Annotated in this window: 22 protein-coding genes; 10 read left to right on the forward strand and 12 right to left on the reverse strand. The window is 68.5% G+C overall.

Annotated elements, in window-relative coordinates; all coding sequences use genetic code 11:
- Window positions 1-281 precede the first annotated feature (281 nt).
- A complete protein-coding gene (locus tag ACTMTF_RS30715) occupies window positions 282-1,214 on the forward strand; it encodes a M23 family metallopeptidase (protein WP_441113796.1) in 933 nt (310 codons plus the stop codon).
- A gap of 126 nt (window positions 1,215-1,340) precedes the next feature.
- Here the strand turns inward: ACTMTF_RS30715 and ACTMTF_RS30720 are convergent, their stop codons facing one another.
- Complete coding sequence (locus ACTMTF_RS30720) at window positions 1,341-2,387, reverse strand: CU044_5270 family protein (protein ID WP_441113797.1); 1,047 nt, start codon at window positions 2,385-2,387, stop codon at window positions 1,341-1,343.
- The gene (locus tag ACTMTF_RS30725) at window positions 2,384-2,845 is read right to left on the reverse strand and encodes an RNA polymerase sigma factor (RefSeq protein WP_441113988.1); all 462 of its coding nucleotides are present in this window, start codon (window positions 2,843-2,845) and stop codon (window positions 2,384-2,386) included. Before ACTMTF_RS30725 ends, ACTMTF_RS30720 begins: the two co-directional genes overlap by 4 nt.
- Before the next feature lie 240 nt (window positions 2,846-3,085).
- Between ACTMTF_RS30725 and ACTMTF_RS30730 the strand changes: the two genes are divergently transcribed.
- Window positions 3,086-3,973 (forward strand): GNAT family N-acetyltransferase, encoded by an 888-nt coding sequence (locus tag ACTMTF_RS30730; RefSeq protein ID WP_441113798.1) that lies wholly within the window; start codon window positions 3,086-3,088, stop codon window positions 3,971-3,973.
- 64 nt (window positions 3,974-4,037) lie between these two features.
- On the opposite strand, the gene ACTMTF_RS30735 is transcribed toward ACTMTF_RS30730, so the two are convergent.
- Window positions 4,038-4,160 (reverse strand): hypothetical protein, encoded by a 123-nt coding sequence (locus ACTMTF_RS30735; protein ID WP_441113799.1) that lies wholly within the window; start codon window positions 4,158-4,160, stop codon window positions 4,038-4,040.
- A gap of 130 nt (window positions 4,161-4,290) precedes the next feature.
- On the reverse strand, window positions 4,291-4,434 hold the full coding sequence (locus tag ACTMTF_RS30740) for a PhzF family phenazine biosynthesis protein (protein ID WP_441113989.1): 144 nt from the start codon (window positions 4,432-4,434) through the stop codon (window positions 4,291-4,293).
- A 178-nt stretch (window positions 4,435-4,612) separates the two neighbouring features.
- Here ACTMTF_RS30740 and ACTMTF_RS30745 point away from each other — a divergent pair, with 178 nt between their 5' ends.
- Window positions 4,613-4,996: a cell division protein SepF gene (locus ACTMTF_RS30745; protein WP_397017796.1), complete on the forward strand. Its 384-nt coding sequence runs from the start codon at window positions 4,613-4,615 to the stop codon at window positions 4,994-4,996.
- Here the strand turns inward: ACTMTF_RS30745 and ACTMTF_RS30750 are convergent.
- The 5 genes from ACTMTF_RS30750 to ACTMTF_RS30770 form a co-directional block, all read right to left on the reverse strand.
- Window positions 4,993-6,324: a hypothetical protein gene (locus tag ACTMTF_RS30750; protein ID WP_441113800.1), complete on the reverse strand. Its 1,332-nt coding sequence runs from the start codon at window positions 6,322-6,324 to the stop codon at window positions 4,993-4,995. The two genes, ACTMTF_RS30745 and ACTMTF_RS30750, sit on opposite strands and share 4 nt — an antisense overlap.
- Window positions 6,325-6,431: 107 nt before the next feature.
- On the reverse strand, window positions 6,432-8,159 hold the full coding sequence (gene argS / locus ACTMTF_RS30755) for an arginine--tRNA ligase (RefSeq protein WP_441113801.1): 1,728 nt from the start codon (window positions 8,157-8,159) through the stop codon (window positions 6,432-6,434).
- Entirely contained in the window at window positions 8,156-10,426 is a 2,271-nt protein-coding gene (locus ACTMTF_RS30760) for an HAD-IC family P-type ATPase (RefSeq protein ID WP_441113802.1), read from the reverse strand. Before ACTMTF_RS30760 ends, argS begins: the two co-directional genes overlap by 4 nt.
- 43 nt (window positions 10,427-10,469) lie before the next feature.
- Window positions 10,470-11,489 (reverse strand): phosphate acyltransferase PlsX, encoded by a 1,020-nt coding sequence (gene plsX / locus ACTMTF_RS30765; RefSeq protein ID WP_441113803.1) that lies wholly within the window; start codon window positions 11,487-11,489, stop codon window positions 10,470-10,472.
- Between the two features lie 114 nt (window positions 11,490-11,603).
- Window positions 11,604-12,173 (reverse strand): DUF1707 SHOCT-like domain-containing protein, encoded by a 570-nt coding sequence (locus tag ACTMTF_RS30770; RefSeq protein WP_441113804.1) that lies wholly within the window; start codon window positions 12,171-12,173, stop codon window positions 11,604-11,606.
- A 182-nt stretch (window positions 12,174-12,355) separates the two neighbouring features.
- Between ACTMTF_RS30770 and ACTMTF_RS30775 the strand changes: the two genes are divergently transcribed.
- Together ACTMTF_RS30775 and ACTMTF_RS30780 are read left to right on the forward strand one after the other, a co-directional pair.
- A complete protein-coding gene (locus ACTMTF_RS30775; RefSeq protein ID WP_441113805.1) occupies window positions 12,356-13,678 on the forward strand; it encodes a KamA family radical SAM protein in 1,323 nt (440 codons plus the stop codon).
- A 389-nt stretch (window positions 13,679-14,067) separates the two neighbouring features.
- Window positions 14,068-15,018, forward strand: a complete 951-nt coding sequence (locus ACTMTF_RS30780) for a hypothetical protein (RefSeq protein WP_441113806.1) — start codon at window positions 14,068-14,070, stop codon at window positions 15,016-15,018.
- Between the two features lie 473 nt (window positions 15,019-15,491).
- Here the strand turns inward: ACTMTF_RS30780 and ACTMTF_RS30785 are convergent, their stop codons facing one another.
- From ACTMTF_RS30785 to ACTMTF_RS30795, 3 genes are all read right to left on the reverse strand, one after another.
- Window positions 15,492-15,647, reverse strand: coding sequence for a hypothetical protein (locus tag ACTMTF_RS30785; RefSeq protein ID WP_397017788.1), 156 nt, complete (start codon window positions 15,645-15,647; stop codon window positions 15,492-15,494).
- 167 nt (window positions 15,648-15,814) lie between these two features.
- Window positions 15,815-16,681 carry an ABC transporter ATP-binding protein gene (locus ACTMTF_RS30790; protein WP_397017787.1) on the reverse strand — a complete coding sequence of 289 codons (867 nt, stop codon included), beginning with the start codon at window positions 16,679-16,681 and terminating at the stop codon, window positions 15,815-15,817.
- On the reverse strand, window positions 16,674-17,609 hold the full coding sequence (locus ACTMTF_RS30795) for an ABC transporter permease (RefSeq protein WP_441113807.1): 936 nt from the start codon (window positions 17,607-17,609) through the stop codon (window positions 16,674-16,676). The genes ACTMTF_RS30790 and ACTMTF_RS30795 overlap by 8 nt, the downstream gene beginning before the upstream one ends.
- Window positions 17,610-18,080: 471 nt before the next feature.
- On the opposite strand from ACTMTF_RS30795, the gene ACTMTF_RS30800 reads away from it, so the two are divergent.
- The 5 genes from ACTMTF_RS30800 (at window position 18,081) to ACTMTF_RS30820 (ending at window position 23,809) form a co-directional block, all read left to right on the forward strand.
- Window positions 18,081-19,718 (forward strand): peptide ABC transporter substrate-binding protein, encoded by a 1,638-nt coding sequence (locus ACTMTF_RS30800; RefSeq protein ID WP_441113808.1) that lies wholly within the window; start codon window positions 18,081-18,083, stop codon window positions 19,716-19,718.
- A 128-nt stretch (window positions 19,719-19,846) separates the two neighbouring features.
- Window positions 19,847-20,791: an ABC transporter permease gene (locus ACTMTF_RS30805; RefSeq protein ID WP_441113809.1), complete on the forward strand. Its 945-nt coding sequence runs from the start codon at window positions 19,847-19,849 to the stop codon at window positions 20,789-20,791.
- Window positions 20,784-21,758 carry an ABC transporter permease gene (locus tag ACTMTF_RS30810; RefSeq protein ID WP_441113810.1) on the forward strand — a complete coding sequence of 325 codons (975 nt, stop codon included), beginning with the start codon at window positions 20,784-20,786 and terminating at the stop codon, window positions 21,756-21,758. Before ACTMTF_RS30805 ends, ACTMTF_RS30810 begins: the two co-directional genes overlap by 8 nt.
- A 13-nt stretch (window positions 21,759-21,771) precedes the next feature.
- Window positions 21,772-22,809, forward strand: a complete 1,038-nt coding sequence (locus ACTMTF_RS30815) for an ABC transporter ATP-binding protein (RefSeq protein ID WP_441113811.1) — start codon at window positions 21,772-21,774, stop codon at window positions 22,807-22,809.
- Window positions 22,793-23,809: an ABC transporter ATP-binding protein gene (locus ACTMTF_RS30820; protein WP_441113812.1), complete on the forward strand. Its 1,017-nt coding sequence runs from the start codon at window positions 22,793-22,795 to the stop codon at window positions 23,807-23,809. The genes ACTMTF_RS30815 and ACTMTF_RS30820 overlap by 17 nt, the downstream gene beginning before the upstream one ends.
- The last annotated feature ends 19 nt before the right edge of the window (window positions 23,810-23,828 follow it).

Below are 23,828 nucleotides of genomic sequence, written 5' to 3' on the forward strand. Positions count from 1 at the left end.
CGGGAGGGTGTGGGAGAGTAGGTCACCGCCGGACAATCTTTCAGGTAGGGCTCCGACACTTTGGCTGTCGGGGCCCTACCTGCTTTGGAGGGGGTTCCACACCTGCGGGTGCGGAACCCCCTTTTTTTGCGTTCGAGGGCTCAGTCGCCGAACACCCATAGAGGGCGCATTGATCACGGTACGTCCCTCTTTGGCTACGATGTCGACAAATATCAACTCTCTGGGTGAAGTATCGGTTAATACGCTGGACGTCCTGATCATCGGGATGGCAGCCTTTCCGCATGCGCATGAAGATCCTGATCGCGGGCCTCTGTGGCGTCGCTCTCCCTTTGGTGGGCATGAGCACCGCCGGCACCGCCAGCACAGCGGAGACGGAAGGCGTGCGCGCCGCCGCCCCCACGTTCCAGCTGCCCTTCCCCTGTAAGGAGACCTGGGTAGGCAGCACCGGCAGCTCGGCCCACACCAGCTATGAGATCGACTTCAACGGGTCGGCCACCGATGGCAACGGCGATGAGGGCAGGACTGTGGTGGCCGCCGCGGCCGGCAAGGTCGTGATGTCGGAGTACCGCACCACCGACGGCTTCGGGAACGTGGTGAAGATCCGCCACTCCGACGGCAGCGTCACCCTCTACGCGCACCTCAAGAAGCGTCGGGTCTCCAATGGCGCCAACGTCGCCCAGGGCCAGCAGATCGGCGAGCTCGGCAGGAGCTCGGCCAAGTACAAGATGGCCGCCCACCTGCACTACGAGCAGCGCAACTCCAGCGGGAAGATCGTCCGGGCGTCCTTCAACGGCGCCACCTTCGGGTACCCGGGCCAGAAGATCAAGTCCAACAACTGCGGAAACGGCTCGACCCCGTCCAAGAGCACCTCGACCCAGACCAAGACGGGATCGAACCCCTACAGCCCTGAGCGGATCTGCGGATCCGGCTTCAAGCGCGTCGACTCCGCCAGTCTGGGCTCCCAGGGCAGCGTCTACCTGCTCTACTCCACGGCCACCGGCCAGAACTGCGTCACCGCCGTGCGCAAGAGCGGCAGCGGCAAGGCCAGCGCCCGCGCTTACCTGGAGGTCAAGGGTCACAAGCGCGTCACCGACGCCGGCTCCTTCCAGTACTACGCCGGTCCGGTCAAGGCCAAGGCACCGCGTACCTGTGTCAAGTGGGGCGGCGCCATCGGCTCGGCCACGTACGACAGCCCGTTCGAGCACTGCGACTGAGCACCGCGGCTGAGCATCCTGGCCCAGTTCCGCCAGGAGTGAGCCCGTACAGGCTGGACGGCGGCGGTCATCGCCGCCGTCCACGCCGCGCCCTCACGGTCCCGGCCCCGGAATGCCTGGACGCCGTCAGCAGAACGTGGAGCTGACCGCGTCCTGGGGCACCTTCGGCATGGCCTCGACGGTCTTGGTGGTCATCAGCGCTGTGCTGCCGCGCATGACCTCTGCCGCGCTGCCGTCCTCGCGCGTCATCTCCGTCCAACTGCGCCAGCCGAGGAAGCGGTACGTCTTCGGCTCGAAGACGAGCTCCTCCCGCTCCCAGGCGTCCGGCCCGTGATACCTGACCGAAACGCCCAGTCCGTGACGCCCCGCCGAGTCCGCCAGGTCGGGGATCAAGGTCGCGGTGGGCAGCTGCGACATCGCCTGGAAGACCGTGGCACGCAGCCGGGAGTCGGCCAGTGGATTCTGCACCAGCTTGATCAGCCGCATGGTGACGGACCGTTCGATTCCGCGGTTGAGCCGGTGTGTGGCAGGGGGCTGTGCGGCGGCGGCCGTCTCGTCGGCGCGGATGCTGTCCAGGAGCCGCTGAGGGTCCGCGGGCAGCTCGCCGATGGGGCGCGTGCCCGTGGTCGACGCCGTGCAGTGGCCGGCGCGCTGATACTCCACCTTCCCGGCCGCTCGGATGACCCGGTCGCTGGTGGACTTCGCGGTCCCGTACGTGACTCGTGCCAGGGCCCGGCCGGGATCGGAGACCGGCGTCCATATCTCCCTGCGCGCTTCCTGCGCGTGCTCGTGCCTGCCGCCGCCTCCGAGGATGATTCCCCACCTGATGTCCTTGCGATCCTCGTACACGAACTGCCCCGGTCGGGGGCGCGGCTCCTTGGCGGACGCCGCTGCCGCGTACTGGAGCAGCTCGGCCGCGTTGGCGGGAGGCACGCTGAGGGGAGAGGTGACGTCGGTCCCGTCCACCATGATCATGCCTGCGGTCATCGCGGCCGCCAGGCCGAGGACGGCGCCGGTCCTGCGCGCGAGGGCGGAGAGGCGGCGTGGCCGTACAGGAGGGCTGAGCGGCTCCGTCGCGAGCAGGGCTCGGGCTCGGGCTCGGGCGGTCACGGCGGGGGCCGGGGCGGGGAGGCTGTCGTGGTATGCCCTGAAGGGCTTGAGCTCGTCCGTCACAGCGTCTCCTCCTGTGGGCCGATGATGATGCGGAGCTTCCTGCGGGCGCGGTTCAGGCGGGAGCCGACCGTGCCGGGCGGGATGCCGAGGGCGTCGGCGACCTCCTCGTACGTCAGCTCGGCGCAGGCGATGAGCAGTACTACGGCCCGGTCCCCTGATGAGAGCCGGGCCAGGCCGGCGGCCAGGCGTGGCTGCATGGTGGCCGCCGACACGCGCTGGGCGACGCGGTCGTCATGGGCGGCGATCGCCGTCGGTTCGGCGCTTCTGGCCAGGGCCCGGTATCTGCGGGCCTCGTTGCGCGCGTGGTCGGCGATCAGGTTGGAGGCGATGCCGTACAGCCAGGCGCGGGCGCTGGGACGGCCGGGGTCGTAGCGGTCACGGCCGCGGAAGGCTCGCAGAAAGGTCTCGGCCGCGAGGTCGTCGGCCGCCTGTTCGCCCAGGCGCAGGTGTATGTAGATGGATGGTGTCGAAGTGGCGGTCGAAGAGCTCGCCGAACCGTTCGGGGTGACGCCGGGACTGCTCGATCACCTGGGCGTCGGTCATCTCCATGGCAGGCGGTCGTTCTTGTGGGAGGGCTTGCATGCACGCTGGCCTCTCGGTGGGTATGGCCGGATGCCCTTTGTTCGGCGATGGGCTGGTTCGTCTTCACGCGGATATGCGGATGCGGGTGGGATGCGCGGTCCGTGAGACTGCTGCGCATGGTCGACACGCGACGCTATGCCGGGCCCCGCGACCTGCGGGCGATGCAGGAGCTCACCAGCCGGATCTGGTCCCCGGAGTCCCGCTGGCATGTCGGGGATCTGGCCTGGGGGCGGTTCCAGCATGTGGGGCGCGAGGCTGAATGGCCGACCATGCTGTGGCACGCCGGCGGGCGGACGCTGGCGTGGGGGTGGATCGAGCTGCCGGGGCATCTTGAGCTGGCCGTGGATCCGGGCCGCCCGGAGCTGGCGGATGAGGTTCTGGGGTGGTTCGAGGAGACCGTACGCGACGCCGATCGCAGCGTCGTCGTCTCCAGCTCGGAAACGCACCTGGTCGAGGCGCTGGAGCGGCGCGGTTACCTGCGGGCCGACGGCGGGCCGTTCTTCGTGCACCTGAGCCGGGACCTCCAAGCGCTGCCGGAGATCCGGCTGCCGGCCGGGTACGTGGCGCGGGCTGTGGGCGACGAGGACGTGCCGGGGCGGGTGCTGGCACATCGGGCTGCCTTCCACCCGTCGCGGGTCAGTGTGGAGAGCTACAGCGCCGTACGGGTCGCCTGGCCGTACCGGCGGGACCTTGACCGGTGTGTGGTGGCGCCGGACGGGAGCGTCGCGGCCTACTGCCTGCTCTGGCTGGACGAGGCGGCCGGGGCGGCGAGGATCGAGCCGGTGGGCACCGTGCCGGAGCATCGCGGCCGGGGGCTGGCCGGGGCGGCGTGCTCGGCGGGGCTGCGCGCCGCGCGTGCGGCTGGGGCGGAGCTGGCGGTGGTGGCGCCCCGCGGCGACGACGCCTATCCCGTGCCGGCGCGGCTCTACCGCGGGCTCGGGTTTCAGGACAGGGCCCGGAGCCTGCACTTTCACGCCCGCGCCGCAAGCGATGCGCAATCGTGACATGCGTGGAGGTGATTTGCGATCTGAATGTGGGCAACCCCCGGGGGTAGTGGCTGTTGGGAGGCTAGATGTGCAAGGTGCCGGAGAGGACGGTGGCGGCGCGTCCCGCGAGACGGACGCGGTCGCCGTCGAGCGTCTCCCGCACGACACCGCCCCAGGCCGGCCAGGACGAAGTGGTTTTGTCCAAGCACTCGACAAGTGTGGCGGGAGTCACTTTCACAGCCCGGAAATCCATTGTGATCATGTCGTTGAGGTCGCGATTCACCATGAGGGCTCAGCCGCCGTGCGGAAATTGTCGGGGGCTGCCGTCATGATCGTCAAATACAGGATGTGGGTCGTGCCCCCGGCAGGCGCGGCTCCGTGGCGGCCGACTGCGTCCACTCGTCGGCAATCGGATCCTCCAGCAGGCAGAGCGCTGCAGGATTACCCTTGAATGCTGTGCCGGTGAAGGCGTCCGCGATGAACGGACGCGTGAACCGACGCTAAACGAGCCCAGATATTGAGATGAAACCAGGACGCAAGCCGTACAAAATACAATTAGCGCTGGGCGTGTCGCAAGGCGAACACGGAATCGTCGGTTACCGTCCAATGTGTCGGGACGTGCCGATTGCGGTGAGTTCCTGAGGAAAGGACAAGCCGATGGGGGCAGTGCGTAAGGTAGCGGGCTACCTTGGCCTGAGCGGGATCGACCACTACGACGAGGGCTACGACGACGACGGGCAGTACGAAGAGGAGTACATGCCTGCGACCGAGAGGGCGGCTCGCAGGTGGCGCTCCAGCGCCGAGTCGTCACGGATCGTCATGGTCCAGCCGCTGAAGTACAACGACGCACCGTTGATCGGCCAGTACTTCCGCGAGGGTCAGACCGTGATCATGGATGTGACGGGGATGGCGATGCCGGAGGCGACCAGGATGGTCGACTTCGCCGCGGGGCTGGCCTACGGGTGCGAGGGACGGATCGAGCGCATCGCCGACCGGGTGTTCCTGCTGGCCCCGGCGCACGTGGAGATCGAGACGAGCTAGGCCGCGCGCGGGCCGCGACGGATCAGCCGGGAAAGTTCGGTGGAGTCGTCGGCGGCCTGCTTGGCGCGGCCTTCGGCTTCGCGGGCGTAGGCGTGCAGCGCCCACACCGCGCCGTCGGCCAGCTCCTTCAGCTCGCTGATCTGGGCGGCCACGTAGCGAGCGTCGGATTCGGCGGCCTTGCGCCGCCGCCAGTGCCGCCAACCGGCCAGGCCCAGCAGGGCCACTCCCGCCGCCGCGAGCAGCGGAGGCCCGAGCACCGCCGCCACCGAACACGCCACACCTGCGACGATCAGCAGCGCCACGTCCCACGGGGGGCGGCGTGGCGTGGTGCCGGACAGGACGATCGCGGCCTCCGCGGCGGCGAGCGTGGTGGGGTCGGGGCCCTCGGGGTGGAGCTTGATGGGGTGGCCGAGCAGCGTCACGGTCACCGTGGCGGGCGGCTCCAGCCGGCAGTCGGCCTCCAGCTCCTCCGCGAAGCCGCGCAGTATCGGCCCGGCCACGTGCAGGGCGATGGCCGTCAGGTGCATGTCGGCGCCGGGGCGCAGGTCGTCGAGGAGATGCGAGCTGAGCGAGGCCAGCGGCCCCGGAGGGGTGCCCAGGCCGATCAGTGAGCGCAGCACCGCCAGCGGCTCGTCCTCGGCCCATGCCGTGGCCGGGCTGGCGGCGTCGTTGGTCAGCGTGGTGGAGGAGTCGTGGTCGGCCTGCCGGGTCGAGGTGATCTCCTCGCAGCGGGACCGCAGCCGGGCCAGCCGGGCGGCCGCCTGGGCGGGCCGGGCCAGCTCGGGGATCTCCGCCATCTCGGGGAAGTCGGTGAGAGAGGCGGGCACCACGACCGACGGCTCGCCGGGCACCAGAGCCTGCACCCACTGCTGCGGGTCGGCGTGCTCCTGCACCGCCAGCGCGTCCAGCTTGCGCAGCACGAAGATCTTGCCGGCCGGGCCGTAGGCGCCCCTGGCGGCGGCGAGCCACAGGGAGCGCTGGCCGTGGGTGACCGGGTGGTCGAGCGACAGGTCGCCGAAGGCGGTGCCGAGCCAGGAGGCGTGGACGCGGCTGCCGTGGCCCGCCACGGCCAGCGCCAGGCAGAGGAAGAGCGCTGTGCGCTGCTGGTCGCGGCCGGCCGCCTTGCTCAGCGGCTCCAGCGGGTCGTCCCCGCCGAGGATCGCCACCAGCGCCTCCACGGCGGGCGGCAGCCAGTGGCCGGGGATGTCGGCGAAGCCGGGCGCGGAGGGCGGCGCGGTGCCGTTGGCCGCCAGGTGCGACAGCAGCGCCTCCGCGTAGCGGCGAAGCTCCGCCGCTGCTTGGGGGCTCGCAGTCAGATCCGTGCTCAAGGCAGAGAACTCCCCCATGTCGGCCTCAGTTCATGACCGCGTAAAGCCTAACCCGGTGAGCGCGCCTTCGAGGCGTAGGCGCGCCCACGACGGGCCTAACGGCCTGCTTACATGCGGGCGGGGACCGGGACGCCCAGCAGGTCGAGCCCCGACTCCAGCACGCGCAGCGTCAGCGCGCACAGGGCCAGCCGGTGTGCGCTGGTCTCGGCGTCGACGCCTTCCTTGACCACCGGGCACTGCTCGTAGAAGGTGCTGAACAGGCTGGCCGTCTCGAACAGGAACGCCGACAGCCGGTGCGGCTCGGAGTGGGTCGCGACCTGGCCGACGACCTCGCCGAAGCCCAGCAGGTGCAGCGCCAGCGCGCGCTCGGCGGGCTCGGCCGGGACGATGGACGCGGTGGCCTCCGACGGCTCTGTCCCGGCCTTGCGGAAGATCGAGCGGATCCGGGCGGTGGCGTACTGCATGTAGGGGCCGGTGTTGCCCTGGAAGGCCAGCATGCGGTCGAAGTCGAAGACGTACTCGGTGTCGTGGTTGACCGACAGGTCGGCGTACTTCACCGCGCCCATGCCCACCGCGTGCGCGATCTCCTCGCGGGTGGCCTCGTCGTAGCCGCGGTCGGCCAGCCGCTCCGAGGCCCGGTCGACGGCCTCCTGCAGCAGGTCGGCCAGCTTGACGGACTCGCCGGAGCGGGTCTTGAACCTGCGCCCGTCCTTGCCCAGCATCATGCCGATCTGCACATGCTGGGCGTGGACGGTGTCGGGGAGCCAGCCGGCCAGCCGGCCCGCGGCGAACACCATGCGGAAGTGCAGTGCCTGGTCGGCGCCCACGACGTAGAGGATGCGGTCGGCCTTGAGGTCGTGCACGCGGTAGCGGATGGCGGCCATGTCGGTGGAGGCGTAGCCGTAGCCGCCGTCGCTCTTCCTGATGATCAGCGGGAGCGGCTTGTCGTCGGAGCCGATGAAGCCGGGCGGGAAGACGCAGAGCGCGCCGTCGCTGACGACGGCCACCCCGGCGGCCTCCAGATCCTGGCAGGTCTTCTCCAGCATCGGGTTGTACATGCTCTCGCCGGCGATGTCGGCGTCGGTGAGCGTGACGCCGAGCATGGCGTAGATCTTGTTGAAGTAGCGGACGGTGGCGTCCATGAAGACGTGCCAGAGCCGCATGGTCTCGGGGTCGCCCGACTGCAGCGTCGTCACCCGGACCCGGGCGCGTGTCTTGAACGCCTCGTCGGACTCGAACTTGGCCCTGGCCGCCTGGTAGTACTCGGTGCCCTGGCCGGCTTCGAGCTGCGCGACGGCGGCCTCCTCGCCGATGTCGAGGAGGTGCTCGATGAGCATGCCGAACGGGGTGCCCCAGTCGCCCAGGTGGTTCTGCCTGACGACATGGTTGCCGAGGCGCTCGTGGACGCGCGCCAGCGCGTCGCCGACGATCGTCGTGCGCAGGTGGCCGACGTGCATCTCCTTGGCCGCGTTGGGCGCGGAGTAGTCGATCACCACGGTCTGCGGCGGGGTGACGGTGGGGACGCCGAGGCGCTCGTCCTCGCGCATGCCGGTGGCCTCGCCGGCGATCCAGGAGTCGTCGAGCGTGATGTTGAGGAAGCCAGGGCCGCTGACCTCCACCGTGCCGGGGAAGCCGGTCAACGCCGCTCTGATCGACTCGGCGACCTCCCGCGGGGACCGTCGCAGGCGCTTGGCCAGGCTCATCGCGACGTTCGCCTGGAAGTCGGCGAACTGGGAAGGCCGGATCAGCGGGTCTGCGTCGGCGTGCTCGGAGCCGAACGCGGACGCCAGCGCCTGCTGGACGCGCTCGGTGAGCACTATCTGCGGGTCGGTCATGGTCTAAGGGTACCGGCGAGCCTGACCGCGATGCTGATCGCGGCGGCGGCCACCACGGAGATGCCGACGGCGGTCAGATCGTCGGCGAGATCGCCGGGCCGCAGCGCGAACAGATCCCGGACGAACGGCAGCGCCAGGGCCAGCCCGAACAGCGCGGCCATGGCCGCGACCAGGATGATCCGCCACCGGTTGAGCGGCCTGGCGACCAGCACGAGCACCCACCAGGTGGTGAGGAAGAGCGCGAGCACCGCCGAGGTGCGGTCCTGCTCCAGGCTGCCGCTGCGAGCCGCCGCGTACGCCAGCAGCACGGCGACGGCGCAGATCACCCCGGCCGGCACGGCCAGCCGGAGCACCCGGGGCACGAAGCCGGAGCGTGCCCGGTCCAGCGTCGGCGCCAGGGCCAGGAACAGGGCGGGGAAGCCGATGGTCACCGCGTTCACCAGGGTCGAGTGCCGCGGCGTGAACGGGAACATCATGCCCAGAACGCCCGTCGCCAGGGAGAGCACGATGGCGTAGAAGGTCTTGGTGAGGAACAGGCCGGAGACCCGTTCGATGTTGGCCAGCACCCTGCGGCCCTCGCCGACCAGGTGCGGCAGCGTCGCGAACCGGTCGTCGAGCAGCACCACCTGAGCGACGGCCTTGGTCGCCGGGCTGCCCGCGCCCATCGCGATGCCCAGGTCGGCGTCCTTCAGCGCGAGGACGTCGTTGACGCCGTCGCCGGTCATCGCCACCGTGTGGCCGCGCGCCTGGAGGGCGCCGACGAAAAGGCGTTTCTGCTGCGGGGTGACGCGGCCGAAGACGGTGTGGGTGTCGACCAGCTCGGCGAGCTCCTCCGGGTCGTCGGGCAGCGTGCGGGCGTCGACGGCGCGGTCGCCGCCGGGGATGTTCAGGCCGGTAGCGATGGCGGACACGGCGGCGGGGCTGTCGCCGGAGATGACCTTGACGGTGACGCCCTGCGCGGCGAAGTAGCGCAACGTCTCCTCGGCGTCGGGCCTGATCCGCTGTTCCAGCGTGATCAGCGCGACGGGCTTGCACCCCTCCGGCGCCGACAGGCTGCTCGTACGGCACAGCGCGAGCACGCGGGCACCGGTGGCGGACAGCTCGGCGGCTTGGTCGTAGCCGTCGTCGCCGGGGGCCAGCAGGACGTCGGGCGCGCCCAGCAGCCAGGTCCCGTGCGGTCCGAAGTCGGCGCCGCTCCACTTGCGGGCGGAGGAGAACGGCACGGTGTCGAGCGCCTGCCAGGGCGCGGCGGGGTAGCTCGCCCGGATGGCCTGGGCGGTGCCGTTGGGCCGGCTGTCCGCGCCGGCCAGCGAGGCGAGCGCGTCCTCCACGGGCAGCCCGTCCCGCAGGGGCAGCACCCGGTCCAGCTTCATGCCGCCGGCGGTGAGCGTGCCGGTCTTGTCCAGGCAGAGCACGTCCACCCTGGCCAGGCCCTCGATCGCGGGCAGCTCCTGGACCAGGCAGCCGCGCCGGCCGAGCCGTACGACGCCGACGGCGAAGGCGATCGAGGTCATCAGCACCAGACCCTCGGGGATCATGGTGACGATGCCCGCGACCGCGCCGGTGATGGCGGTGCCGAAGTCGACCGAGTTGCGCAGCTGGCTGTACATGAGCAGGGCGCCGATCGGGATGACCAGCCAGGTGATGTACCTGATGAATCTGGCCACGCCGTCGCGTAACTCCGAATGCGCCAGGTGGAAGCGGCTGGCCTCCTCGGCCAGCCGTACGGCGTAGGCGTCGGCGCCGACGGCGGTCGCCGTGACCGCGCCGGTCCCGGCGACGGCGAAGCTGCCCGAGAGGACCCGGTCGCCCGGCCGCTTGTGCACCGGGTCGGCCTCGCCGGTGAGCAGCGACTCGTCGATCTCCAGCCCGTCGGACGCGACGACCTCGCCGTCGACCAGCAGGTGGTCGCCGGGGCCGAGCAGGATGAGGTCGCCGAGCACCACCTGGTGGGGCGGGATCAGCCGGTCCTGGCCGTCGCGGCGGACCGTCACGGGGCTCTGGCCGACGACCGCCAGCTTGTCGAGGGTGCGCTTGGCGCGCAACTCCTGCACGATGCCGATCAGCACGTTGGCGACCATGATGAGGCCGAACACGCTGTCCTGCCACTCGCCGAAGATCAGGATGAGCGCCCACAACAGGCCGATGACCAGGTTGAAAAGGGTGAGGACGTTGGCTCTGACGATCGCGCTCAGAGACCTGCTCGACCGGCGCGGCACGTCGTTGGTCTTCGCCTCCGCGACCTGTGCGGATGTCAGCCCATGCACGCAGACCCCCCGATGTGCGAACGGGGCTTCACCCTACCGGGGGTCAGCGCGACCTGTGGGAACGTTGGACGGTGGTCACCCGCTCGCCGATGCCGGCCACGAGGCCGGCCGATGACAGGTCGGCCGCGAGCCGGCAGGCGGCGCTGATGCTCTTGGCCTTGGCCGAGCCGTGCGCGATGACCACCGTGCCGTTCAGGCCGAGCAGCACCGCGCCGCCCTGGGCCTCGGCGTCGAGGCGGTCGCTGAGCGCGCGCAGGCGGGGGCGCTGCATGAACGCGCCCAGTCTGGCCAGCGGGCTGCCGCCGATGGTCTGCCTGAGCTCGTCGAAGGCGTAGCGGACCGCGCCTTCCATGGTCTTGAGCGCCACGTTGCCGGTGAAGCCGTCGGTCGTGATCACGTCGGCCTTCCCGGTCAGCAGGTCGTAGCCCTCGACGTTGCCGACGAAGTGCAGGCCGGGTGCGGCCTCCAGCAGCTCGTGCGCCCGCCTGACGACCTTGCTGCCCTTCTCCGCCTCGCTGCCGATCGTGAGCAGGCCCACCCTGGGCGACTCGATGCCGTACGCCAGCTCGGCGTAGGCGGCGCCCAGGTGTCCGAACTGCACCAGCACCTCGGGCTTGACCTCGGCGTTCGCGCCCGCGTCCAGGAGCAGCGTGGGGTGCGGCAGGGTGGGCAGGGCGACGGCGATGGCCGGTCGCAGCACGCCCTGCTGGGTCTTGAGCCGCAGTTTCCCGGTGGCGACGATGCCCGCGGTCGAGCCGGCCGAGACCACCGACGACACGTCGCCGCGCCGCAGCAGATGGCAGGCGATCGCGATGCTGGAGCGTGGGCGGCGCAGGCTGGCCAGCGCGCCCTCATCCATGGCCAGCACCTCCTCGGCGCGCACGATGGGGATCTCGTGGGTGGCGTCGAGCTCGGCGAGGGACTCGTAGAGCACCCGCGGGGAGCCGACGAGCACCACCCGCAGTCCACGCTCCCGCACGGCGTGCACGGCTCCCGCGACGATCTCGTGGGGTGCGTGGTCGCCGCCCATGGCGTCGAGCGCGATCGGCCTGCTGTCGGACAAATGGTCACCTCGTACGGCCAGCGATCCGGTTCGTGTCGCGTGGCCGGAGCGCGGTTGTGCCTGATGTCCGCATCGTAGGCACGGCCATCCCCAGGTTAACCGGTGGGTAGACCGTCAGGCGTCGCCGCGCAGGTTCCAGTCGGAGACGGTGCGGGCTACGATGACCTTGCCGAACGTGGCCTGACCGACGACTCTGATCACCGGACCGTCGCCACCCGCGCCGCCGGAGACCTGGCGCTTGGCGAACAGTGCGCCCACCTCGTCGATGACCTGGGCGTTCGGCGGCACCCGGATAATCATTTTGGCGCAGAAGGCGCTGACGGACACCGTGATCTCGCGCCCCGGCAGGACGGCCTGGGACAGGTCCACGATGAGGGCGCCGAAGGTGGCCGCCAGATGGGTGTGCCGGGAGGCGATCCAGCGCCCGCGCTTGATGACCTTGCTGAACACGGCGTTGACGGTCTGCTGCTTGAGGGAGGCCGGGGTGCCCGTGTCGCCGGACACCTGGGGCAGGTCGCGGGTCAGGGGGACGAGCTCGCCCATGGTCTTGGCCGTGTACACGGCTTCGAGCCGGTCGGCGTGCTCGACGGTGGTCAGTCTGCCGGTGGCGTAGGCCTCGCCGAGCAGCGTGGCCACGTGGTCACGGTCGGCGTCGGAGGCTCGCAGGACGGGGTCGTCGGTCACGATGGCCAGTCTAGGTCGAATCACGATATGTCGCGAGTTCTTAGGTCACGAACCTCCCAAGAAACTTGGAGCTCACACGGAACCGTAGCCGTGGCGTGCCGCGTCCCGATATAAGAGCCCTAGACGCACGACGGGGGCATGAGGTTTACAGCAGATCGAACAAAAAAGATGGGAACGGCCTAGTGATCTTGAACCAAGCAGGAACGCGACGCTTCCGGGCATACACGTCCAAGCATCTCGATGACCTCCTGCTGCGAGCTGGACTCGACGATGAGGAGAGGCTGAAGGTGCGCGCCGTCGCGACGGTGCTGCCCTTCCGGACCAACGCCTACGTCGTCGACGAACTCATCGACTGGTCGGCGGCGCCCGACGATCCCATATACCGCCTGGTCTTCCCGCAGGAGGACATGCTCCCTGCGGCCGACGTCGCCAGGCTGGCCGACCTTCTGAAGGCCGAAGCACCCAACGTCGAGATCCAGGCCGAGGCCAACAAGGTGCGAGCCCAGCTCAACCCGCACCCCGCAGGCCAGAAGGAGCTCAACGTCCCGCGCATGGGCGACGAGCCCGTGCCCGGCCTGCAGCACAAATATCCGGAGACCGTGCTCTTCTTCCCCAAGCAGGGGCAGACCTGCCACGCCTACTGCACCTACTGCTTCCGCTGGGCCCAGTTCGTCGGCGACGCCGATCTGAAGTTCGCCTCCGACGACATCGACCAGATGGTCGGCTACATCCGCCAGCATCCCGAGGTCACCAGTGTCCTGATCACCGGCGGCGACGCCATGATCATGGGCGAGTCGGTGATCAGGCGCTACATGGGACCGCTGATCGAGCTGGAGCAGCTGGAGTCCATCAGGATCGGCACCAAGGCGCTGGCCTACTGGCCGCAGCGCTTCGTCACCGATCCCGACGCGGACGCCACGCTCGGTCTGTTCGAGGAGGTCGTGCGGTCGGGCAAGAACCTCGCGTTCATGGCCCACTTCTCACACCCGCGCGAGCTGGAGTCACCGCTGGTGGAGTCCGCGGTCCAGCGCATCCTCGGCAGTGGGGCGACGATCAGGACCCAGGCGCCGCTCATCAGGTCCATCAACGACGACCCCGCCGTGTGGACGGCCATGTGGCGCAGGCAGCACGCGATGGGGATGATCCCCTACTACATGTTCATCGAGCGCGACACCGGTCCTCAGGACTACTTCGCGGTGCCGCTCGCCCGGGCGTACGAGGTCTTCAGGGACGCTTACGCGAGCGTGTCCGGGCTCTGCCGGACCGTACGGGGACCGTCCATGTCGGCGACGCCAGGCAAGGTGTGCGTCGACGGCGTCACCGAGATCGACGGTCAGCGTTATTTCGTGCTCCACCTGATCCAGTCGCGCGATCCCGCGCTGGTGGGGCGGCCCTTCTTCGCCCACTACGATCCGTCGGCGGTCTGGCTGACGGACCTGCGGCCGGCATTCGCCGACCGTTTCCCGTTCGAGGTCTCCACTGAGGACGCCCTCCTGCCGGTCTGAGCGGTCAAGCGCGTCTACCGCAACCGGAAAATCTGCGCCCCCGGCCCGCGACATTTGTTTGTCGACGCTTGTTGACGGGCCGTGTGGGCGCGCTTCCATGTCGGCGGAGACGTCCGCTGAATAACCGAAATAGCCTCCTGCTATTTCCCGACTTATCCTCTCGCTCATTACCCTTACGCCGTTACGTAACTTGCCCACAAAGCCCGTGTCACGCTGGCTTTTAGTGGCCGACGCGGGCCTTCCGAGAGTGATAGAACTGCGTCAGTAGCTCAGCCGGGACGACGTGCTTCGTGTGGTGCCCATAGCGCGTACGCCACGGCATTCGGGGGTTATCGATTCGCATTTCCACTGCATTCGAGCGCGATCGATCACGAGCCGGGAAGGCAATCATGAAACGTGTAATCAAGACGGCGGTCGCCGTCACATCATTTGGGCTGGCGGCGGCTCTGGCCGCGCCGGTCCACGCCGAGGTCAACGACCACGGCGTCAACCACGCACCCAGTGACGACCCCATCGGCGGCCTGCTCGGCGGGGACGACGGAGGCATGGGGAACCTGCTCAGCCAACTCACGGGCGGAGGGGTGCTCGGCGGTCTGCTCAGCGGCGGCGCCCTTCCACTCGACGGTCAGGTGGACGACGCAGAGGACCAGGCCGAGTACATGGGCGGTCCCAACTCCTACGAGGACATCACCCCCGACTCCGAGCCGAGGCCCGAACTCGGCCCCAAGGTCGCCGGCCTGCCCTTGGGCGGCGAGCTGCTGGGCAACCTGCCCGCACTCGGCGGCATGGTGCCCGGTGGCACGACGCCCGGCGGCGCCTCCCGCATGGCGGCGCCCGGCGGCGTCAAGCAGGTCCAGAGCTTCCAGGTCAAGGCCGCCGAGCAGCAGACGCTGCACGGCGCCTTCGCCTCGGTGGCCGACCTGGTGGAAGGCTCCCTGGGCGGTGCGATGGCCCAGCTGTCCAGCACCAGCCTGCTGCCCGACACCACCGGCACCACCAGCAGGACGATGAACGGCACCACCCAGGGCGTCGGCAGCCTGTCCACGGAGAGCACGGTGGCCGGCCTGGCCGAGGCGGCCAAGCACGCGCTGCCCGCCGCCTCAAACGGCAAGCTGGCCCCGCTGATCGGGCGGGTGGTCCCGGCCGAGCTGGCGCCGCTCGTCGAGGTGCTTCCTGGCGCCACGCAGCTCGCCGCCATCGACGAGATCTCTCCTCTCATCGAGGACGCCTCCACGGTCGTCTCCGCCAACGGGACCAAGGCCGCCGGGATCTACGCCGACGCGATCACCTCGCTGGGCTGGACCACGGCCGCGCTGACCAGCAACGTCACGGGCCGCTAGGTCGCTCAGGTCGCTTCGGTCACTGCGGTCACGTGTTACTGCGGTCACCGAGGTCACTGCCGACCCCTATCGAACAGCGTGTTGAACGCCGGCCGGCCGGCGGCGATGCGGCGGTTCGCGAGCGTCAAAGGTGCCGACGTCTCGTAGACCACCGCGCCGCGGGAAGGTGGCGTTCACGCGCGACAGGTGCCCTTCGGCGGCGCGTCTCACGCGCCAGGGACACCGTCGCACCGGACGCGTCAAGCCTTCGAAGCCCCCTGAGATGCCAGGGCGTCGAAGCCTGACGCGTGCGGGTCAAGAGCCCTCGCGACAGCGAGCGAGCTCACCCCCAAGCCCGGCCGGACTCGTGCGGCGCCGCTACTTGCAGGGCAGCGTCGCCGCCGAGCCCCACCCGCCGCCGGCCCCGAGAGGGCCGGCGGCCTTTTCGTTCACGTCAGGCCGCCGGGCCGTCAGGCGGGGCTGGAACGTTGTCGTCAGGGCAGTCGGATCCCCGTGCGGCGAGCGATCTGGGCCTGCAGGCGCGCCATCTGCCAGTGCAACTCGAGCAGCTGCTCAGCCAGCTGCGTCCGCGGGATCTCGGACACGTCCTCGGTGTCCAGGTGGTCGATCGCGGCCGAAAGCTCGCCCATCGCGTCCCCCACTCCATCGCCGTTCCCATGCTCGAACCGACGTTCGAATCCTATCGGACACGGGTTGGCGATGTCAGTCTCTTACGCCACACCTGACTCGGTTTTCGCACACAGCAGCGAATGAAGTGGCACGGGAGAGGTCGGCTCAGCGCCGCGACAGTACCGGTCTAGCCCTTGGTGTAGGCGGCGAGGACCTCTTTGGGGTCGCCGTCCATCTTGATCTTCCCCTTGTGCAGCCAGATCACCCGGTTACACGTCTGCTCGATCACCCGCAGGTCGTGGGCGACGAGGAAGACGGTGCCGGCGGACTCGCGGATCTGGCGGATGCGCTGCTCGCTCTTCTTGCGGAACTCACGGTCGCCCGTCGCCAGCGCCTCGTCGATGAGGAGCACGTCATGGGTCTTGGCCGAGGAGATCGCGAAGCGCAGGCGGGCGCCCATGCCGGAGGAGTAGGTGGACATCGGCAGCTGGACGAACTCGTCGATGCCGGAGAAGTCGACGATCTCTTGGTACTTCTCGCGTACCTCGGCCGGGGTCATGCCCATCGCGTAACAGCCGAGGACGATGTTGCGCTCGCCGGTGAGCTCGCGCATGAGCGCGGCGTTGACGCCGAGCAGGGACGGCTGCCCGTCGGTGTAGACGGCGCCCTCGTGCGGCGGCAGCAGGCCGGCGATGGCGCGCAGCAGCGTCGACTTGCCGGAGCCGTTGCGCCCCACGACGCCGATCGCGTCCCCGTGATAGGCCACGAAGGACACGCCCTTGACGGCGTGCACCTCTTTCATCTCCGGCCGGCCCTGGCGCTTGAGAATGCGCGTGAGGGCGTTGACCGCGTTGCCCTTCTCGCTCTCCGACGCCGCGCCGTAGACGCGGTAGACGATGTGCAGGTCGTCGACGATGACGGTCGGCGTACCGGTGGGTGCGTCCAAGGGGCCCTTCGCCGGAGGCTCCGGGTTGGGGTGCACCCTGACGTCCTTGCCGCGGACGGCGGGCTCCTTACCCTTCACCTGTGACAGCTCCTTGGTCAGTTCAGCCACGCCCGTACCTCTCCTCGGCTCGCCAGAAGTACCAGAAACCGAAGCCGAGTGCGAACACTGCCCAGAATACGCAAGAGACCCACACCATTGTCGGGGGGTGGTGCCCCACCGAGTCGTTGTAGGTGCCGATGAGGATCTCCCGCATCCACTCGATGTAGGAGGCCGCCGGATTGAGGTACATCACGTTGGCGACCCACTGCGGGAGCTCGAGACTGCCGACCACCTTCTCCTGGATGGAGAAGAAGACTCCGGACGCGTAGAGCCAGGTGCGGGTGATGAAGGGCAGGAGCTGGTTGAGATCCCGCATGGAGGAGCCCAGCCGGGCTATGACCAGTCCCGCGCCGACGTTGAACATCGTCTGCAGCGTCAGCACGATCGGGATCATGAGCCAGTACCAGTTGGGCGCCTCGCCGGTCATCACCACGATCAGCCCGAGGACGCCCATGGAGATGGCGAGCTGCTGCAACTCCTGGATCGTGTAGGCGAGGGGCAGCGCGGCCCTGGGGAAGTGCAGGGCGCGGATCAGCGAAAGGTTGCTGGAGATCGATTTGGCGCCCGCGGTGAAGCTTCGCTGCGTGTAGGTGAAGACGAACATCCCGGTCAGCAGGAAGGCGGGGTAATTGACGATGTCGCCCTTGCCGCCAAGGATGAGGCCGAACATCACGTAGTAGATGGCGGCGTTCAGCAGCGGGGTCAGCACCTGCCAGAGCTGGCCGAGCGCGGAGCTGGAGTATTTCGAGACGTTGCGCGACGTGGCGTACGTCAGGATGAAGTGTCGCCGCTCCCAGAGCTGGCGAACGTAGACATGGAACCTCGGCCGCGCGATGGCGCGGCGAAGACCGTATCTCTGGGCGAGCTTGGCCAGCGGCTCCTGCGCGCTTCGGCCGCCCGCCTGGGCGTCCGCGACAGCGGATTCCGGCTGGCTCATGGCAAGGACTCTATTGGATCCGGGTGGTTGGGGTGCCTGCCACAGCGGACTGCGGCGACAGTTGGACGGACGCTCGGGGTGCTCGGTTCCAAGGCACCGTCAAGAGTCGCTCAACCGTAGCTCAGCGGCGGCGTCCGCGTCGGCAACGGCGCGAGCACCGTCTGGTAAGAGGTAATTTTCATCGTGCGTTCACGTCCTGGCCTATACCTGTCTGACCGTTTCGTTCGGTCTGGGGTCGTTTGGTGGGTATGGGTGTGACGCTGCATAGGCGCACGTGTGACCGAACTGCAACGCGCCAGAGACTCGCTGGTGGCAAGTAGTAAGGGATAGTCGCGATCGACTGGCAGGGCGTCAGCTGGTTTGACCAGGTCAGCCAAATCCGGGGATTCACCAGGAACCCCCCGTCAGGCTGCTCACGATCAACGCAGCTCAGGGCTTACGTCCACTTGGTTAGAGGGAGGATTTTTTACCATGCGTGTTACTAGAGGCGCACGGATCGTCGCCGGTACCGCGCTGCTCGCCCTCGCGGTCGCCGCGTGTGGCGGCGGTGCCACCCAGTCTGGCGACTCCGCGACGGGTGGCGGCGACACGCCGGTCCGCATGGAGCTGGGCGAGCCGCAGAACCTGCTGGTTCCCTCCAACACCACCGAGTCCGAGGGCGCCGAGGTGCTCGCCGCGGTGTTCGAGCCCCTGGTGAACTACAACGACAACAAGGAGGCGGTCGAGGCCGCCGCCGAGTCGATCACCAGCGATGACAACATCACCTGGACGATCAAGCTCAAGCCGGGCTACACCTGGCACAACGGTGAGCCGCTGATCGCCCAGAACTACGTCGACGCGTGGAACTACGCGGCCAACCAGGACAACGCCCAGGGCGCCGGCTACTTCTTCGGCCGCGTCGAGGGCTACGCCGACCTCAACCCCGGTGAGGGCAAGGAAGTCACGACCAAGGAGATGTCGGGTCTCAAGGTCGTCGACGACACCACCTTCACCGTCAAGCTGGCGGCTCCGTTCTCCCAGTTCAAGGTGATGCTCGGCTACACCGCGTTCTACCCGCTGCCCAAGGCCGCCTTCGGCGCCGACGGCAAGGTCACCGCGGCGTACGGCGAGCAGCCCATCGGTCAGGGTCTGTTCAAGCTCGACAAGCCCTACAAGAAGGGCACCGACCAGAGCATCGACATGACGGTGTACGACAAGTACCCCGCCACGAAGCCGAAGGGCTGGACCAAGCTCCAGTTCAAGCTCTACAACAGCTCCGAGACGGCCTACAACGACCTCCAGGCCGACAACGTGGACATCCACGACGCGCTGCCCGCCTCGGCGATCGCCAGCGCGAAGACGGCCCTCGGCGACCGCTACCAGGACCAGCCGGACGCCGGTGTCGGCTACATCGGCTTCCCCCTGCAGTACAACGACGAGTACAAGGACATCAAGGTCCGCGAGGCCATCTCGATGGCCATCGACAGGAAGACCATCGCCGAGACGGTCTTCTCCGGCACCCGTGCCCCCGCCGACGACTTCATCAACCCGGCCATCGCGGGCTACCGTCAGGGCGCCTGCGCGGCCTGCACCTACGACCCGGGCAAGGCCAAGGAGCAGTACGCCGCGGCCAAGGGCCCGGCGAAGCTGGAGCTCGGCTACAACGCCGACGGTGGCCACAAGGAGTGGATCGAGGCCGTCGCGAACAACCTGCGCGCCAACCTCGGTGTCGAAGTGACCGTCAAGCCGTTCGAGAAGTTCGCCAACATCCTCGACGACCTTGACGCCAAGAAGTACCAGGGCATGTTCCGCATGGGCTGGGCGATCGACTACCCGTCGGCCGAGAACTACCTGTCGCCGATCTTCTCGACCGGCGCGATCAAGACGGGCTCCAACTACGCCGGCTACTCCAACAAGGAGTTCGACGACCTGGTCGCCAAGGGTGACCAGGCGGCGACGGCCGAAGAGGGCCTGAAGTTCTACCAGCAGGCGGACGACGTCCTGATCAAGGATCTCCCGTACGTTCCGGTGTACTTCTACCGGAACAACTCCGGCTACTCGAACAAGGTCAAGAACGTAAAGATCAACCTGCTCAACCAGGTTGAATGGGCCGAGGTCGAGAAGGCCTGACATTGTTTTCGGAGGGTGGGCGACACTGGCGTCCCACCCTCCGGGAGCCCGCTTCGAAGGCAGTCGCCCTGGGCCCGAGTTGACCCTGGTTCCCAGGCGCTGCCTTCTGGCATGTACGGGAGACTTGTATGGGCCGATACATCATCAGGCGCCTCATCCAGGCGATACCAGTCCTGCTGGGCGCCACCCTGTTCATCTTCGCGATCGTCTTCGCGCTGCCCGGTGACCCCGTGGCGGCGCTGGCCGGCGAAAAGAGGCTGGACCCGAACATCGTCCGGATCATTCGGGAGCAGTACCACCTCGACGATCCGCTGTTGCTGCAGTACTGGTACTACATCAGCGGCATCTTCCTGCGCGGCGACTTCGGCGAGACCTTCGCGGGTGTCCCCGTCACTCAGTTGCTGGCGGGCAAGCTGCAGGTCACGCTCAACCTGGCGCTGGTCGCACTCGTCCTCGAAGCCGTCATCGGCGTCCTGCTGGGCCTGTGGGCGGCGCTGCGCCGCGGCAGGGCCACCGACACCGCGATCCTCGCCTCGACGCTGCTGCTCATCTCAGTCCCGACGCTGGTCAGCGGTTTCGTCCTGCAGTTGTGGCTGGGCGTCTGGCTCAAGCAGACCGTGGGCTTCGAGGTCTTTCCGATCGCGGGCGTGTCACAGGGGCTGAAGTCCTATCTGCTGCCAGGGTTCGTGCTGGCCGGAGGGTCGATCGCGTATCTCACCCGGCTCACCAGAACGAGCCTGGTGGAGACACTGAGATCCGACTACATCCGCACCGCCACGGCCAAGGGCCTGTCCAGGCGCAGAGTCGTCGGCAGGCACGGGCTGCGCAACGCGCTGATCCCGATGGTCACCTATCTGGGAGCCGACCTCGGCGCCCTCATGGGCGGCGCGGTGATCACCGAGACGATCTTCAACCTGCCGGGCATCGGCTTCCAGCTCTATCAGGGCGTTTACCTGCGCGAGCAACCGATCGTCGTGGGTATCGTGACCATCCTGGTATTGGTGTACATCGTGGCGAACCTGGTTGTCGACATGTTGTACGCAGTGCTCGACCCGAGGATCCGCTATGAGTGACACGCCACAGGCCGGGCCTGTGCCCCAGGACTCGCAGACGCTGACGACGGACGAGAAGGCCACGGCGGGTCCGCCGCAGGCCGAGGGCGGCAAGAAGAAGGCGGCCCGCTCGGCGAGCCTGTGGAGCGACGCCTGGTACGACCTGCGCCGCAGGCCGATGTTCATCTTCTCGCTGATCCTCATCGCCATTCTGCTGGTCATGTCGTTCTGGCCATCGCTGTTCACCTCGATCGACCCGCTCGACGCGCGCACCTGCGAGCTGTCCACCGCCCGTCAGGGGCCGAGCCCCGGTCACCTGTTCGGCCGCGACAGCCAGGGCTGTGACGTGTACGCCAGGACCATCTACGGCGCGAAGAACTCGATCATCATCGGGGTCACCACCACGGTCATCACCGCGCTGGTGGGCGGCCTGCTCGGCCTCATCGCGGGCACCCGGGGCGGTCTCACCGACACGATCACCTCCCGGATCACCGAGGTCTTCTTCGCCATCCCCGCGATCCTGGGCGCGCTGCTCATCACGGCGACATTCCGGGGCGCCGACCTGGGCATCTGGCTCGTGGTGATCGCGCTGTCGGTGCTGGCCTGGCCGATGACGTTCCGCATCATGCGGGCCGCCGTCCTCACGGCCAGAGGCCAGGACTTCGTGCTGGCCGCACGGGCGCTGGGGGCCGGGCAGAGCCGGATCATGTTCAAGCACCTGCTGCCGAACGCGGTCGCTCCGGTGATCGTCGTGGCCACCATCAACCTGGGCGTGTTCATCGCGGCCGAGGCCGCGCTGTCCTTCCTGGGGGTCGGCGTCCAGTCGCCCGACATCTCATGGGGTCTGATGATCGCCGACGCCCGCGCGCGGTTCCTGGAGGCGCCGTTGCCGCTGGTGTTCCCCGCGGTGTTCCTGAGCGTCACCGTGCTCGCGTTCATCATGATGGGCGACGCCGTACGCGACGCGCTCGACCCGAAGCTCAGGTAGGAGGGGGGATCAAGTGAGAAAGACATCGCTGGACGAGTTGCCCGCCGAGGGAGGGCGGGGCAACGGTCCACTGCTCGAAGTCGTCGACCTGCACGTGGAGTTCGCCACCCGCGCGGGCGTCGTACGGGCGGTCAACGGGGTGAGCTACTCGCTCAACCCCGGCGAGACGGTCGCCGTGCTGGGCGAGTCCGGCTCGGGCAAGTCCGTGACGGCCCAGGCCATCATGGGCATCCTCGACGTGCCGCCGGCGCGCGTCCCCAAGGGGGAGGTCCGCTTCCACGGCACCGACCTGCTCAAGCTCTCGGAGGAGGCGCGCACCCAGGTGCGTGGCCAGCGCATCGCGATGATCTTCCAGGACGCGCTCTCCGCGCTCAACCCGGTCTTCACCGTGGGCTGGCAGATCAGCGAGATGTTCCGGGTGCACCGCGGCATGTCCAGGCGTGACAGCCTCGTCAAGGCCGTCGAGCTGATGGACAAGGTGCGCATCCCGGCCGCCAAGCAGCGCGTCAACGACTATCCGCACCAGTTCTCCGGGGGCATGCGGCAGCGCATCATGATCGCCATGGCGATCGCGCTGGACCCCGAGGTGCTGATCGCGGACGAGCCGACCACCGCGCTCGACGTGACGGTCCAGGCGCAGATCATGGAGCTCCTCGCGGAGCTGCAGCGCGAGAGCAACATGGGCATGATCCTGATCACGCACGACCTCGGCGTCGTCGCCGACGTCGCCGACAAGATCGCGGTCATGTACGCCGGGCGCATCGTGGAGAACGCCTCCGTGCACGACATCTACAAGGCGCCCGCCCACCCGTACACGAAGGGCCTGCTGGAGTCGATCCCCAGACTCGACCACAAGGGCCACGAGCTGTACGCCATCAAGGGGCTGCCGCCGAACCTGCTCGACATGCCGACAGGCTGCGCTTTCCATCCGCGGTGCCCCTACCGCCAGGACAACTGCGTGACCGACGCCCCCCCGCTCTACGAGATCGGCGGCGCCCGTAACAGTGCCTGCCACTACTGGAGGGAGGTCCTCGATGGCGACCAAGGGTGAGCGCATCCTCGAGGTTCGCGATCTGGTCAAGCACTTTCCCCTGACCCAGGGGATCGTGATGAAGAGGCAGATCGGCGCCATCAAGGCCGTGGACGGCGTCTCGTTCGACCTCCACAGGGGTGAGACGCTGGGCATCGTGGGGGAGTCGGGTTGCGGCAAGTCCACGCTGGCCAAGGTCCTCATGGCGCTGGAGCGGCCGACCTCCGGCTCGGTCATGATCGGCGGCCGCGACATCGCCAAGGCCAAGGGCGGCGAGCTCAAGCGGATGCGCCGCAACATCCAGATGGTGATGCAGGATCCGTACACCTCGCTGAACCCGCGGATGACCGTCGGCGACATCATCGGTGAGCCGTTCGACATCCACACCGAGGTGGCGCCCAAGGGCGACCGCGCCCGCAAGGTGCAGGAGCTGCTGGAGGTCGTGGGCCTCAACCCCGACTACATCAACCGCTACCCGCACCAGTTCTCCGGCGGCCAGCGCCAGCGCATCGGCATCGCCCGTGGGCTGGCGCTGCAGCCGGACATCATCGTCTGCGACGAGCCGGTCTCCGCGCTCGACGTGTCGATCCAGGCACAGGTCATCAACCTGCTGGAGCGGCTGCAGGACGAGTTCAACCTGGCGTACATCTTCATCGCCCACGACCTGTCGGTGGTGCGCCACATCTCCGACAGGGTCGCGGTGATGTATCTCGGCAAGGTCGTCGAGATCGGCAACGACGTCGACATCTACGACAAGCCGGCGCACCCGTACGCCCAGGCCCTGCTGTCGGCCGTGCCGGTCCCGGACCCCGAGGGCCGGGAGCAGCGCGAGCGGATCATCCTGCAGGGTGACCCGCCCTCGCCGGCCAACCCGCCGTCGGGCTGCCGGTTCCGCACCCGGTGCTGGAAGGCGCAGGAGATCTGCGCGACGGAGGAGCCGTTGCTGCAGATCAGGCCCGGCACCACGCACGAGAGCGCGTGTCACTTCGCCGAGACGCACGACGTGGTCCACGTCAACTAGTCAGGCGCGAAGTAGTCAG

The organism is Nonomuraea sp. ZG12, from assembly GCF_052068115.1.
Classification (GTDB): Bacteria; Actinomycetota; Actinomycetes; order Streptosporangiales; family Streptosporangiaceae; genus Nonomuraea.